This window comes from Campylobacter avium LMG 24591, assembly GCF_002238335.1.
GTDB classification, from domain to species: Bacteria; Campylobacterota; Campylobacteria; order Campylobacterales; family Campylobacteraceae; genus Campylobacter_D; species Campylobacter_D avium.
The window spans coordinates 1556327-1570525 of record NZ_CP022347.1; the positions used below are offsets into that span (position 1 = coordinate 1556327).

The window sequence follows — 14199 nt, forward strand, 5'->3', positions numbered from 1 at the left end:
ATAAAAAATGTTTGATGAAATTCGTTTTAACACCATAGAAAGATTGCCAAACTATGTTTTTGCAGAGGTAAACGCCATAAAACTAGCTGCAAGACGCGCAGGAGAGGACATCATAGACTTTTCCATGGGAAATCCAAGTGGTAAAACACCTCAGCACATCATAGACAAGCTTTGCGACAGTGCAAACAAGGACAAAACCTCAGGCTACTCGGCCTCTGCTGGAATTTATAAGCTAAGACTTGCGATTTGTTCTTGGTATAAAAGAAAATACCAAGTAGACCTTGACCCTGAAACAGAAGCTGTTGCCACTATGGGCAGCAAAGAAGGCTTTGTAAATTTAGCAAGAGCCATTATAAACCCCGGCGATGTAGCCATAGTGCCAACCCCTGCTTATCCTATACACACTCAAGGTTTTATCCTAGCGGGCGGTTCTGTAAACAAAATGCCCATTTTTTATAATGAAAATTTCGAGCTTGATGAAAATAAATTCTTTCAAAGCCTAGAATTTACGCTAAGAGAAAGTGAGCCTAGAGCTAGATATTTGGTGGTAAATTTCCCGCACAATCCCACTACCGTAACAGTTCAGAAAAGCTTTTATGAAAGATTGGTAGCCATGGCTAAGAAAGAAAGATTTTACATCATTTCTGATATAGCTTACGCGGAGCTTACTTTTAAGGATTACAAAACCCCGTCTATACTTGAGGTAGAGGGCGCAAAGGATGTGGCGGTTGAGTGCTACACTCTTTCAAAGTCTTATAATATGGCAGGTTGGCGTGTGGGCTTCATGGTTGGCAATAAAAGGCTTATTTCAGCACTTAAAAAGATAAAATCTTGGCTTGATTATGGTATGTATACGCCCATACAAGTAGCCGCTACCATAGCACTTGATAGTGAGCAAGACTGTGTTGAGGAGATAAGACAAAGTTATGAAAAAAGACTAGAAATAACCCTTGATGCCTTTGAAAACGCCGGCTGGAAGCTTTTAAGGCCAAATGCTAGTATGTTTATCTGGGCTAAACTACCAGTGCAAAAGGCACACTTAAAAAGCCTTGAATTTTCAAAGCAGCTTTTACAAAAGGCACAGGTTGCGGTAAGTCCCGGAGTTGGTTTTGGTGAGGCTGGAGATGAGTATGTTAGAATAGCTCTAATAGAAAATGAAAACAGAATTCGCCAAGCCGCAAGAAATATAAAAAAATTCCTTAAAGAATAGATATGAAAATAGCTTTATTAGGTTATGGCACGGTCGGTTCTGCTGTTGCTAAGGTTTTGCTAGAAAATCAAGAAATCATTTCCGCAAGATGTGGTCAAATTTTAGAACCTGTGATAGCTCTTGCAAGGAGCAAAAAGCCGAATTCTTTAGTGCCTGTGGTAAATGATATAAATGAAATTCTAAAAAGAGATGATATAGATATTTATATAGAGCTCATGGGTGGCATTGATGAGCCTTTTAAGCTTGTAAGCAAGCTTTTAAAGAGAAAAAAACCCGTAGTAAGCGCAAACAAAGCCATGCTAGCCTATCACAGATATGAGCTTGAAACTTTGGCAAAAGATACCTTTTTTGGCTACGAAGCGAGCGTGGCTGGGGGAATTCCTATCATTAGAATTTTAAAAGAGGGCTTAAGTGCAAATAATATCATAAGCATAAAAGCCATACTAAACGGCACGAGCAATTTCATACTAAGCTCCATGAAGCAAAAAAATACTAGCTTTGCTGAAGCCTTAAAAGAAGCTCAAAATTTAGGCTATGCTGAGGCTGACCCTAGCTTTGATATAAATGGCGATGACGCAGCGCATAAGCTTTTAATTCTTTCTAGTATAGCTTACGGGCTTAAGGCAAAGCCTGAGGACATTTTGATAGAGGGCATTAGCAAGATAAGTGCCGATGATATGTATTTTGCCGATGAATTTGACTTGGTTATAAAGCTGCTTGGTGTCGCAAAGGCCAAAAATGGCAAGATAGAACTAAGGGTAAATCCTAGCTTGCTACCTAAAAACACGATGTTAGCAAAGGTTGATGGCGTGATGAATGCCATAAGCATAAGCGGGGATATGCTTAAAGAAAGCCTTTACTACGGAGAGGGAGCGGGAGGCGAGGCCACTGCTTCGGCTGTGATTTCTGATATCATGGAATTTGCTAGAAATTCAAACTCATCCAAACTGCCTATGCTAGGCTTTAGCTCCAAGGTAAATTTTAGCCTCATTGAAAAGGATGAAATTTACGCTAAGTATTATCTAAGATTAAGGGTTGAGGATAAGCTTGGCGTGCTTTCAAAGATAACCAAACTTATGTGTGATAATGAAATTTCAGTAGATATTTTCTTGCAAAAGCCAAAGGGCAAGGAAAGCACATTATTTTTCACCACACATCATACTTATGAAAGAAGCATTAAAAACCTTATACAAGCACTCAAACAACAAGACTTTATGAAAGATGAAGTCTTTATGATGAGAATGGAAAATGGGACTTGAAGCCTATCTTAGCGGAATTTTAGGCGAGGACAAGGCCTGTACTTTTTTAAAAAAACAAGGTTTTAAGATACTTAAAAGGAATTTCCACTCTAAATTTGGCGAGATAGATATAATCGCCACAAAAGATGAAATCTTGCATTTCATAGAAGTTAAATCTACACAAAAGAACTACGAAGTAGCCTACAGAGTAAGCAAGCAAAAATATGCAAAGCTTTTAAAGGCTATTAATTTTTATCTTAGCAAAGAAGGCATTTCTAGGGATTTTCAGCTTGATTTGCTTTGTATAAAAGACAAGGAGTTTGATTTTTTGCAAAACATAAGTTTATAATTAACCTCAAACTTATCTTTTTAAGCTATAATGCAGGAAAAATTTTAAGGAGATAAGATGGGAAAGTACTTAGAACTTACTTCAAGCAATTTTGACGAAGCAAAAAGCGGTGTGGCTTTGGTTGACTTTTGGGCTCCTTGGTGTGGACCTTGCAGAATGTTAGCACCTATCATAGATGAGCTTGCTAATGAATTCGACGGCAAGGCTAAAATTTGCAAGGTAAATACAGATGAGGAAGGCGATTTAGCAGCACAATACGGCGTTCGCTCAATACCTACACTAATATTTTTTAAAAATGGAGAAATAGTAGATCAGCTAGTTGGTGCTCAGTCAAAACAAGCAATCAGCGATAAAATCAACTCTTTACTTTAAAAATAGCCGCCCTGTGTGGCTATTTTTCCCACATTTATTTATTTTTTTCAAATAATAACTTTTATTAACTAATACATATACAAAAAATTCTACAATGCTGTTATTAAAATAAAAAAGAAGGAACAGTTATGTTAGATTTAGCGATTATTGGCGGAGGGCCTGCTGGGCTTAGTGCCGGACTTTATGCTACTCGTGGTGGGCTTAAAGAAGTTGTTATGTTTGAAAAGGGTATGCCCGGAGGGCAAATCACCTCAAGCTCAGAGATAGAAAACTACCCAGGTGTTGCCACTGTAATGGACGGGATTTCTTTTATGACGCCTTGGAGTGAGCAATGTATGCGTTTTGGCTTAAAACACGAGATGATAACCGTTACTAAGGTCAGCAAAAATGAGGATAAGACTTTTACCATAAGCTTAGAGGATGGCTCTAGCAAACAGGCTAAAGCAGTGATAGTTTGCACAGGCTCAAGACCAAAAAGAGCAGGCTTTAAGGGAGAAAATGAATTTTTTGGAAAAGGTGTTAGCACTTGCGCAACCTGCGATGGCTTTTTTTACAAAAACAAAGAAGTAGCCGTTTTAGGCGGCGGAGATAGCGCTCTTGAGGAGGCCTTATACCTAGCAAATATCTGCTCTAAAATTTATCTTATACACAGAAGAGATAGCTTCCGTGCCGCACCTAGCACGGTTGAAAAGGTGAAACAAAATGAAAAGATAGAGCTAGTAACAAATGCGGTAGTTGATGAGGTTTATGGAGATGCTAGCGGGGTTTTAGGTGTAAAGGTAAAATTACAAGATAATTCTATAAGGGATTTAGCCGTGCCTGGAATTTTCACCTTCGTAGGACTTGATGTACAAAATGAAATTTTAAAGCAAGATGACGGCTCTTTTTTGTGCGAACTCAGCGAAACAGGACAGGTTGTCGTGGATTTAAAGATGAGGACAAATGTTGAAGGGCTTTTTGTAGCTGGTGATTTAAGGATAGACGCTCCTAAACAAGTCATCTCAGCCGCCGCAGATGGTGCAGTGGCCGCACTTTCAACCATATCTTACATAGAAAGCTTACATTAAATTTCAAAGCCTTTGTAAAAAAACAAAGGCTTGCTCTTGACTTAGACTAGCTCTCATCCATTATAATATCAAAAAACAAAGGAGATATTATGGATATACTACAAAGAGACTTGGCAGGAGAGGGCATTAGTCCGGATGAGAGTGAGTATTATAAAATTTTAGACATTATAAAAAATGCTCAAAAAATCATAGCAAGACTTAATACAGGCTATCACGATGAAAAGGAAGTGAGGCAAATACTAAGAGAGCTAACAGGACGTGAAGTCGATGAAAACGTGTGGCTTTTGCCTCCTTTTTACACGGATTTTGGTAAAAATATACATCTTGGCAAGAATGTTTTTATCAATCATTGCTGTGAATTTATGGATAGGGGAGGAATTTACATAGGAAATGATGTATTTATAGGACCTAAGGTAAATTTACTTACCATAAATCACGATATAAATCCTTATAACAGAAAAACCACCTTTTGCAAAGCTATACATATAGGCGATAGGGTTTGGATAGGAGCTGGGGTAAATGTTTGTGCCGGAGTTAAGATAGGAGAAAACTCTATCATAGCCGCAGGAGCTGTTGTAACAAAGGATGTGCCAGCAAATTCTATAGTTGGAGGAAACCCAGCTAAGCTTATTAAAACGATTGAGTGAGCTTTGTTTTTAAAAGCTTAGAGCTTTGAAGCTAACTTAGCAAAAAAGCTCTCAAGCTCGTAAGCTGCATTTTGTGCCATATTTTTAGCATTCTTATCAAAATCAAGACTTAAGATAAGATACTCATCTTTTAGAATGATTTTTTTCTTAGTGTCTAAAATTTTATATCTAAGCTTTATTTTTAACTTTTTAAAGGATAAAAACAAAAGCTTTTCATTTTCTTGCACCACCTCATCAAAGGCTATAAATAAAAGATATTCAGGAATTTTTATAAAGGTTCTATCAAGCTGGGGTTCGTGTATTAAAAACTTAGAAACATCAAAAATTTCGTATTTTTTATCCTTAGAGATATTATTAAAATTTATGGGGTGCTGATAAAGGTAGTTATTTTGCTTGTTTAAAAGCTCCAAGCTTTTATTAGCTAATACTTTTTGCGTAAAATTATCAAAAAGCAAAGACAAAAAATTCTCTTTATACTCAAGACTTATATTATCATCATAAGCTACCAATAAAACAAAGTCTTTTTTAGTATCCTCGTAGTTTAGATAAACATTGTTTTTAAGAAGCTCCACAGAGCTATCAAAAATGGGCTCATCATCGTTTATATCATTTGACTTTACTTGTTTTAAATCTATTAGTTCAAATTTTTGAGGATTTTCAAGCTTTATGATGATTTGCTCTCTTGCAAAAGCAAGGCTACTTAAAAGCAAAAGGATTAGTCTTAAAATTTTATATCCTTTAAATACTCTTTTTTAGCTAAGGCTATGAAAGAAGGGCATAAAAAGCTTTCTTTGTTATATTCTAAAAGGCTTTTATCTAGTTTGCACATAAGCCCCTCATTTTGATTTAGCAAAAAATCCCCTGCGGCTATGTCCCAAGAATTTAAGGATTCAAATCTTAGATAAAGTCCGGCCTCAGCCTCTAAAAGAGAGCAAAATTTCAAAGCTGAGCTTATTTTGAGGGTGCTAAGTGAGTTTTTGTCTAAAAAGTCTTGGTTTTTAGCGTTTGGATGATGCACACTTACTAGGGCTTTGTTTTTGTTTTTTTGAAATTTAGCCTCATCTTTTTGTAAAATTTTATCATTTTTATACACAGGGCTATCTTTGTGTGCGTAAAAAACCTCGCCTGTGCTTGGTTTTTGAATGAGAGCTAGTATGGGTCTTTGCTCTTCTATAAGAGCTATTAAGATGCAGTACTCATCGCTGCCTTTTATAAAGCCTTTTGTGCCATCAAGAGGATCTACTAGCCAAAATCTTTTTAAGTTTTTTCTAAGCTCGTAATTTAAAGGCTCTTCCTCGCTACAAATTTTTATATCACTTTTACCTAAAATTTCACTTATAAGTTCATTTGCAAGCACATCAGCAGAGCTTAGGGGGCTAAGATCTTTTTTTTGCCAGATTTTAAGATTTTCTTTTTCTTTTAAGATAGCCTTAGAAGCCTCATTTGAAGCCTCTAGGGCTAGTTCTAGCAAGGAATTTAGTTTCATACTTTACCTTGAAAAAAATTTTTCCTTGCATTTTAGTACTTTTTTTTAAACTTTTGGTTTATCGCCTACATAAAGCTGTCTTGGACGCACGATTTTTAAACTTGCTTGTTCTTTTAGCTCTATCCACTGCGCTATCCAGCCCGGAATTCTACCTATGACAAAGAGCACAGCAAACATTTCATTTGGTATGCCAAGAGCCTTTAGTATAAGTCCGCTGTGAAAATCAACATTAGGATAAAGGTTTCTTTGCACGAAATAATCATCATTTAAGGCGATTTCTTCTATCCTTGAGGCTACTTTGATTAAATTCGTGTCTATGCCTATCTCATCTATTAGTTGATCTCTTAGCTTTTTAAGCACCTTTGCCCTAGGATCAAAATTCTTATAAACCCTGTGTCCAAAGCCCATAAGCCTAAATGGATCGTTTTTATCCTTAGCCCTTTTTATAAATTCATCTACTCTATCAACAGTTCCTATGGTTTCTAGCATTCTTATAACGCCCTCATTTGCTCCTCCATGAGCATGTCCCCAAAGAGCTCCTATACCAGCAGAAATACAAGCATAAGGGTGAGCGTGAGTTGAGCCAACAGCTCTAACAGTTGAAGTTGAGGCATTTTGCTCGTGGTCTATATGAAGCATAAAGACAGTGTCTAAAGCCTTGACCTCTATAGGTTTTAATTCTACATGATCATAAGGATAAGTCCTTAGCATATATAAGAAATTTTCAGTAAAGCCTCTGTCTAAATTTGGATAAGCTGCTGGAAAGCCGTGCTTACATCTATAAGCTGTGGCTGCTATGGTAGGAATTTTAGCTATTATTCTAGCTGCCATTTCCATATATTCTTCTTTTAAATTCATATTTAAATGGTCAGGATAAAAGGTAGATAAAGATGAAACTGCTGCTTGTAAAACAGCCATAGGATGTGCATTATCAGGAAAGGCGTCAAAAAGCTTTTTCATACCCTCGTGTATGAAAGAACGTTTCTTAAGCTCATATCTAAATTCAGCAAGTCTTTGCTCATCTGGCAGGTTTTTATACAAAAGCAGATGTACAACATCTAAAAAGAGTTTATTTTCAGCAAGCCATTCTATAGGATAGCCTCTGTGCATTAAAAGGCCTTTTTCTCCGTCTATGAAAGTTATATCTGATTTGCAAACGGCAGTCGAGGTTAAGCCCTCATCGTAAGAAAACATACCTGTTTGCTTGTAAAAGCTTGACATATCAACAACACTTGGTCCAACTGTGCCATCATATATAGGAAAGTCATAGCTTTGATTAGTTCTATTGTCTGTTATGGTTATGGAATTTGACATCCTAAATCCTCCTGTTTGTTTTTTCTAATTGTAACATAGAATTAGATTGTATTGAAATTCACAGAAGCAACAATGAGGATATATGAAATAAATTGAGTAAAAATGTAACTTTATTTAGTATGTAAAAACCTAAACAAGGTCATAACCAAAATTCCCTCAAACAAGGCCGTTAAAATCAAAGCAGAGTAAAGCCCATTATCAATAATCTTAGCATTGTAAGATAAAGTAGCCACGGCCACTAGCAAGGTAAGAGGCATAGACTGACTAAGGCCTAAAAACACGCTTTCTTTAAAACCTAGCTTATCATAAAAAACAAAGGCACTCACAACCCTGATAAATATCATAGCTAGCATAATCATAGCAACATTTTTCATCACAACCAAATCACTAAGCAATCTCATATCAAAGGTAGAGCCTATATGTATGAAAAATATAGGTATCAAAAGCCCGTAACCAAAGCTTGAAAGCCTTTTTTCCAAATCCTGCTTATGCGTAAAAAAGGTAGATATAAAAGCACCAGCTATAAAAGCACCCAAAGCCAAATCAAGCTTTGTAAAAAGCATAGCGGCTATTATCAGCATAAAAATGCTCATGCAAAGCCTTATGTCTTTTTCATTTTTATCCTCATTAGGCATAAGAATGTTTCTTAGTTGAGGATACCACCAAAACAAAATTCGTAGTACCTTAAAAGCAAACAAACAAAAGGCTAAAAATACAAGCAAATATAAAACATTTAAAAAAAGTTCTAAAAATGTAACACCTTGCTTGGAAACCGTGCCAACTATGGTTAATAAAACTATACTCACAACCTCAGCTAAGGTAGCCACTATCATGGATGTCTTTAGCCAATAACAGTCCTTGTCAAAATCTTTTAATAATATAGACAAAAGCCCAACGCTCATGACAGGAAGTATTATTATAAAAATATAAGAAAGATTAAAGAACAAAGCAAAAAGCGAGCTTAATATATAAAGCGAGCTTATATACAAAACACTTCTTTTTGCTAAGGATTTTTTCATAGCAAAAAAGGACTTTAAATTTACGCCCATACCGGCCATAAACATGAGATAATAAAATCCTATCTTTGCTACCAAATCAAAAGTATCACTTTGACCTAAAAGACCAAGATACGCAAACACGCTTCCTAAAATTATCTCAGTGGCCGAGATAGGAAGCTTAAAAAATCTAGCTATATAAGGCGAGGCTAGCAAGCAACAAGCTATTAAGGCTAGAATTTGTAAATCATTTGCATTAATGACACTGTGTTGCAAAGCTAAATCCCATATCCCTAAGCTTTTGTATATCCTTGCTTGGCACTTCTCCCTTTGTGGTTAAATAGTCCCCTATGACTATAGCTCCTGCTCCTGCTTCAAAAATTTCATATTGTCTTTCCTTTAGCACGACTTCCCTGCCTCCAGCAACCATTATCACAGTTTCTGGCAAAGCCTTTTTTGTGTCTCTTATGATTTGCAAAGCTTCATCAGTATCTAGGGGTTTTTGTTTTAGGGGCAAGTTTTCATTTGCTATAAAGAAATTTATAGGAGAGGAAAAAGGTTGCAATTCACTTAAGCTTTTTCTAAAGCTTATCCTATCATCCTCGCTTTCGCCAAGCCCATAAATTCCACCACAACAAAGCATAAGCCCGGCTTCTTTAGCGGCTAAATTTGTATTAAATCTATCCTCCCAACTGTGAGTGGAGCAAATTTGTGGGAAGAACTCGCGAGATGTTTCAAGATTGTGATTATAAGAAAAAACGCCGACTTTTTTAAGCTCTTTTAAATGCTCTAGTTTGGCTATACCGTTACAGGCTATGAGTAATAAATCAGGAACTTCTTTTAAGACCGCATGAGCAGCCCTACAAACATAGTCGAGTTTTTCATCATCAAGCCCAGCCCCAGCAGTAACCAAGCAAAAGCCAAGTGCCTCATTTTTCTTAGCCATTTTAGCTTCTTCAACTATCTTTTCTATAGGTTTGCTTTTGTATTTTTGTATATTTGTCTTAAATCTAGCACTTTGGGTGCAGTATTTGCAGTCCTCGCTACAGCCTCCACTTGCTATATTGCAAATGGCACAAAGCATTATTTGCATATTTATCCTTTTTTCTTTTTTGAAATTATAAGCTGAAAAAGTTTAAAACAAAAGAAATCAAGCCTTTTTTTCTTTGAAAAAGCAGTATGAAAGCCCCACTAAAAGCAAGGTTAAAGCCCAGATTAAAAACTCATTTTTTATGCCAAAGCTTTGAGTAAGTGGGGTTGTGATAAAAGGAGAGATGAACTGTCCTAAAAACATACAAGAAGCAAGTATGCTATAAATTCTAGCCTTTGCATAAGATGGTGCTAAGCCTAGCAAATAAGCTGAATTATTAACTATGACAAGTCCTCCCGCACCACCAAAGATAAAAAGACTTAGTATGGTGATGAAAAAACTATCGCTTATATAAACCATAAAAAAGCTGCAAGATTGAAGCACAAGGGAATAAATGTAAATTTTTTTAATGCCTAAAATTTTAACCACATCCTTATATAAAAAGGAGAAAATTCCGTAAGAAATGGCAGAAGCAGACATCGCAAAGCCTATGTATTTAGCATCAAGGCCTAGGTTGTGTTCTATGTAGTGCGGAAACTGCACAGAGATTAGATAATACATCATAATCACAAAAAAGCCCATGAAATAAGTAGGCACAAAGGGCTTGTAATCAACCTTTTGCCTTTGTTTTTCATCCCTTAAGGCCTTTTTGTTTTTATTTACCCTAGGCTCAAAAAGATAAAAAATGCAAAAGAAAAAAATCAAAAAGCCACTTAGATAAACTATAAAAACATAATTCCAAGAAAAAGAAGCTAAAAAGCCACCTATCATGGTCATCACCGCTCCGCCAAAAGCTAGAAATAAGCCTTGCAAAGATAAGGCCTTGTCTTTTCTGCCAGCACCCACCGCGTAGTAATCTCCAAGCAAGGCAGAAGCAGCCGTTGTGATGAAAGCAGTAGCCATGCCAAGCACAAAGCGAGAAAGCAATAACAAATAAATATTATCCACAAAATAACCGGAAAAGCCTACAAGTATCCATAAAATAGTAGCCGGATACAAAAACACAAGCTTGCCAAATTTATCTAACAAATACCCCGCCAAAGGCGAAAATAAAGCCGTAGAAAGAGCGGGTATAGTAAGCACAAGTCCGCTTAAAAGCTCTATATTTTCTACATAATGAAAATGTTTAGATATGGAAGGCAGAGCAGGAGAGATTAAAGAAGCGCCTAAAACAGTCATCATAGCCACGGAAAATATAGCTATCTTAAATCTAAGTCTTTCAGTAAGACTTATCATCTTTTTATCAAATTTTGTCATCTTAGCTCTTTTGATAATTTAAGAACTTTATATAACAGATTTCATTAAATGAGGCTTAGAATTTCATTCAATTAAAAGACCGTTACACTATGTGCTTACAAATTAACACAAAGGCTAAATTCAAAAAAATATAAAGCTTATAAAACAAATATTTTAAGCAAAAACAAACTTCACGCAAAATTCACACAATACAAATATACTTGCCCTCGAAAAACAAATTTAAGGAGAAATCTATGAAAACAAAATTTATTGCTTCACTCGTGCTTGCCTCAAGCGTATGTGCCTTTGCTAACCAAGCTGCTACTGCTCAGCCAGCACCAGCCGCCCCACAGCCTGTTCAACCTTATGTAAATCCTCAACCTTACCAAGGATATTACGGCTTGCCTCAAAAGGCCATGAACACCATACAAAAAACCTATCCTGGAGTATATATAAAAGATATAGACTTTGAGGGTTACGGTTTTGAAGTTGAGCTTACAAATTTCATGAAGATGTATTTTGATAGAAATGGCAACTTGCTAGGCCAAGCTTGGGATGATTAAAAATAAGCCGTCTTTAGCACGGCTTAAGTTCCTATTATACCTCCGTCTTTCTTGCGTATCATAACTATACTTGAACGAGGCGTTTGCCCGTAAGGAAAAGTGCTTGGTTTTAAAAACTCGCCCGGATGTTGAATTCCCACAAACATAAGCTTATAATCAGGACTAAAAGCAATGCCCGTTATCTCGCAGGCAACAGGCCCGCTTAAAAATCTTTTTATCTCTCCGCTTCTAGTATCAGCCGCTAGCATGCAGTTATTGCCCATGTCGCTAAATTCGCCCTTGTTTGAGTAATTCCCATCAGTTTGTATCCAAAGCCGCCCATCTTTATCAAAACACAAGCCATCAGGTGAGTTGAATTTATTTTTATCTGTGATGTTGTTTGTGCCTTTGTTTAGGCCTTTTTGGCTAGGATTGCCCGCTAAAACAAAAAGTTCCCAAGAAAACTCATCCTCTTTATGTGAATTTTTATGCCACCATTTTATGATTTGACCATATACATTTTTAACCCTAGGATTTGCGGCATTTGGCTCTTTTCTTGATTTGTTGTTTGTAAGAGTTGCAAAAACTTCTTTTTGAGCACTTTCTTTATGCGAGGCTATCCACTCACACCTATCCATAGGCGTAGCACCAACAACAGTCCCAGCAAATCTTGCATTTATAAGCACATCAGCTTGTGACTTAAAGCCGTTTTTTTCATCAAGCCCGTTTTTACCGTATTCTAAGGCTATCCACTTGCCGCTACCTCTAAAATCCCCTATTTTGCCATTAAACTGCCCTACATATAAAATTCCCTCATCCAAAATTTTATCAGTATTTGCACCTTTTTTGTATTTATGCTTGCTTACAAATTTATATATAAACTCATCCGCCTCATCATCGCCCATATAAACAACCACAGTTCCATCTTTTTCTAGCACAAATTCAGCATTTTCGTGTTTAAATCGCCCCAAAGCCGTTCTTTTAACAGGGATTGATTTAGCATTAAACGGGTCAATTTCTACGACCCAGCCAAATTTATTTGCCTCCTGCTTGTTTTTGCTTAAATCAAATCTTTTATCAAATTTTTCCCAGCCATAAACACTTTTCACGCCAAAACCATATCTTTTCAAACTCTCATCAAAGACAAAATTTTCATCACTGCTTCCAAAAAAATCATCCACATTTTCTTCGCAGCTAAGATATGTCCCCCAGGGCGTTTTGCCATTTGCACAGTTATTCAAAGTACCATAAACAAAATTTTCGCCAGCCAAAACCTCATTTTTCGCAGCCCCGCTCACCTTCATCTTGGTATTTGCGTCAATGCGTCTGTTAAATTTAGAATCAAGCACCACAGAGTAAAACTCGCCCTCTTTTTCTATCTCAAAAATACTAACCCCAACATTTGCCTGCTCGTATAAAACATCATTTTTGCTTAACTTTTTTCCTTGATGAGTAAACATTAGCTCTGGATTTATGTATTCGTTATTCACAGCTAAAATCGCTCTTTTGCTATCTAGTTCAAAAAAGCTCATGCCGTCTGTATTATCTCCAAAACAAAGCTTTGCATTCTCAACCGCTCTTTCATCTATCTTTTTGCTTTCATCGTATTTGTAAGCCTTGCTAAACAAAGGATCCCCCCAAGAAAGTAAAATTTTACTCTCATAGCCCTTTGGCACTATCACTTCATCAGCACTGCTTGCGCCGATTTCTTCAAAGCCGAGCAAACTTTTCCTTGAGCCAAGAACAGCTGCATTTAAATTTGAAACAGCAAAAAAAGCAAGCATAGAACCCATAGTTGAATTTTGTAAAAATTTGCGTCTTGTCATCTTTATCCTTTAAAATTTTTGGCATTGTAAAGCAAGTTGGAAACTTTTTAGAAACTTTCAACATATTAAAAAATACATGCTAGAATTCAGCTTTTTCAAAAGGAAAACCAATGATAAAACTAGGACTTTTCGGTGCAAACGGCAGAATGGGACTTTGCATACAAGAAAATTTAAAAGATGACAAAGAAGCCTTTGTATCAGCCTCTTACGATAAAAATTCAGGCTTTGAAAGCTTTTTTCAAAATAGCGATTTAATTATAGACTTTTCATCAAAGCAAGGCACCGCCTCGCTTTTAGACTTCGCAAAAACTCATCCCAAGCCCCTACTCATAGGCACAACAGGACTTGATGTAGAATTTGAGACTATGAAAGAGCTAAGCAAAAAAATGCCAATTTTTTATGCTTCTAACACATCTTTAGGCATAGCCGTTTTAAACCACCTAGCACAAAGAGCAAGTGCCATTTTAAGAGACTTTGACATAGAAATTTTAGAAATGCACCACAAGCACAAAAAAGACTCCCCAAGCGGCACAGCCCTAAGCCTTGCAAACTCAGTCGCAAGTGCTAGATCTTTAGAGCTTAGCAAGGTTATGGTTACAAACCGAAAAGAAGCCAGAAAAAAAGATGAAATTTCAGTCCTTTCTCTAAGAGGAGGCGACATCGTAGGCAAACACACGGTCGGCTTTTACGAGGATGGCGAGTTTTTAGAGTTAAGCCACACCGCCACTTCAAGAGCCACTTTCGCAAAAGGTGCTATAAAGATAGCAAAATGGCTGATAAAGCAAGATGCTGGATTTTACAGCATAAACGATATGTTGGAGTTTTAG

At 36.6% G+C, this 14199-nt stretch carries 15 protein-coding genes; 8 read left to right on the forward strand and 7 right to left on the reverse strand.

The window, feature by feature from the left end; translation table 11 throughout:
• Positions 1–7 precede the first annotated feature (7 nt).
• The 6 genes from CAV_RS07840 (at position 8) to CAV_RS07865 (ending at position 4883) form a co-directional block, all read left to right on the forward strand.
• Positions 8–1210, forward strand: a complete 1203-nt coding sequence (locus CAV_RS07840; RefSeq protein WP_094325967.1) for an LL-diaminopimelate aminotransferase — start codon at positions 8–10, stop codon at positions 1208–1210.
• Positions 1211–1212: 2 nt separating this feature from the next.
• Positions 1213–2469 carry a homoserine dehydrogenase gene (locus CAV_RS07845; protein WP_094325968.1) on the forward strand — a complete coding sequence of 419 codons (1257 nt, stop codon included), beginning with the start codon at positions 1213–1215 and terminating at the stop codon, positions 2467–2469.
• Positions 2459–2797 carry a YraN family protein gene (locus CAV_RS07850; protein ID WP_094325969.1) on the forward strand — a complete coding sequence of 113 codons (339 nt, stop codon included), beginning with the start codon at positions 2459–2461 and terminating at the stop codon, positions 2795–2797. Before CAV_RS07845 ends, CAV_RS07850 begins: the two co-directional genes overlap by 11 nt.
• Positions 2798–2854: 57 nt before the next feature.
• Positions 2855–3169, forward strand: coding sequence for a thioredoxin (trxA, locus tag CAV_RS07855; protein WP_094752853.1), 315 nt, complete (start codon positions 2855–2857; stop codon positions 3167–3169).
• Positions 3170–3297: 128 nt separating this feature from the next.
• Complete coding sequence (gene trxB, locus CAV_RS07860) at positions 3298–4236, forward strand: thioredoxin-disulfide reductase (RefSeq protein WP_094325971.1); 939 nt, start codon at positions 3298–3300, stop codon at positions 4234–4236.
• An 89-nt stretch (positions 4237–4325) separates the two neighbouring features.
• A complete protein-coding gene (locus CAV_RS07865) occupies positions 4326–4883 on the forward strand; it encodes a sugar O-acetyltransferase (protein WP_094325972.1) in 558 nt (185 codons plus the stop codon).
• Between the two features lie 17 nt (positions 4884–4900).
• On the opposite strand, the gene CAV_RS07870 is transcribed toward CAV_RS07865, so the two are convergent.
• The 6 genes from CAV_RS07870 to CAV_RS07895 all read right to left on the reverse strand — a co-directional run bounded on the left by CAV_RS07870 (position 4901) and on the right by CAV_RS07895 (position 11025).
• Positions 4901–5593 (reverse strand): hypothetical protein, encoded by a 693-nt coding sequence (locus tag CAV_RS07870; RefSeq protein ID WP_094325973.1) that lies wholly within the window; start codon positions 5591–5593, stop codon positions 4901–4903.
• Between the two features lie 11 nt (positions 5594–5604).
• Positions 5605–6369, reverse strand: a complete 765-nt coding sequence (locus CAV_RS07875; protein ID WP_094325974.1) for a 3'(2'),5'-bisphosphate nucleotidase CysQ — start codon at positions 6367–6369, stop codon at positions 5605–5607.
• 45 nt (positions 6370–6414) lie between these two features.
• Positions 6415–7683, reverse strand: a complete 1269-nt coding sequence (locus CAV_RS07880) for a citrate synthase (RefSeq protein WP_094325975.1) — start codon at positions 7681–7683, stop codon at positions 6415–6417.
• 110 nt (positions 7684–7793) lie between these two features.
• Positions 7794–8954 carry a cation:proton antiporter gene (locus CAV_RS07885; RefSeq protein WP_094325976.1) on the reverse strand — a complete coding sequence of 387 codons (1161 nt, stop codon included), beginning with the start codon at positions 8952–8954 and terminating at the stop codon, positions 7794–7796.
• Positions 8935–9771: a biotin synthase gene (locus CAV_RS07890; protein WP_094325977.1), complete on the reverse strand. Its 837-nt coding sequence runs from the start codon at positions 9769–9771 to the stop codon at positions 8935–8937. Before CAV_RS07890 ends, CAV_RS07885 begins: the two co-directional genes overlap by 20 nt.
• Positions 9772–9828: 57 nt before the next feature.
• Positions 9829–11025: an MFS transporter gene (locus CAV_RS07895; RefSeq protein ID WP_094325978.1), complete on the reverse strand. Its 1197-nt coding sequence runs from the start codon at positions 11023–11025 to the stop codon at positions 9829–9831.
• 233 nt (positions 11026–11258) lie between these two features.
• Between CAV_RS07895 and CAV_RS07900 the strand changes: the two genes are divergently transcribed.
• A complete protein-coding gene (locus CAV_RS07900; RefSeq protein ID WP_094325979.1) occupies positions 11259–11567 on the forward strand; it encodes a PepSY-like domain-containing protein in 309 nt (102 codons plus the stop codon).
• Between the two features lie 23 nt (positions 11568–11590).
• On the opposite strand, the gene CAV_RS07905 is transcribed toward CAV_RS07900, so the two are convergent.
• Positions 11591–13372 carry a PhoX family protein gene (locus CAV_RS07905; RefSeq protein ID WP_094325980.1) on the reverse strand — a complete coding sequence of 594 codons (1782 nt, stop codon included), beginning with the start codon at positions 13370–13372 and terminating at the stop codon, positions 11591–11593.
• Positions 13373–13482: 110 nt separating this feature from the next.
• Between CAV_RS07905 and dapB the strand changes: the two genes are divergently transcribed.
• A complete protein-coding gene (gene dapB, locus CAV_RS07910; RefSeq protein WP_094325981.1) occupies positions 13483–14199 on the forward strand; it encodes a 4-hydroxy-tetrahydrodipicolinate reductase in 717 nt (238 codons plus the stop codon).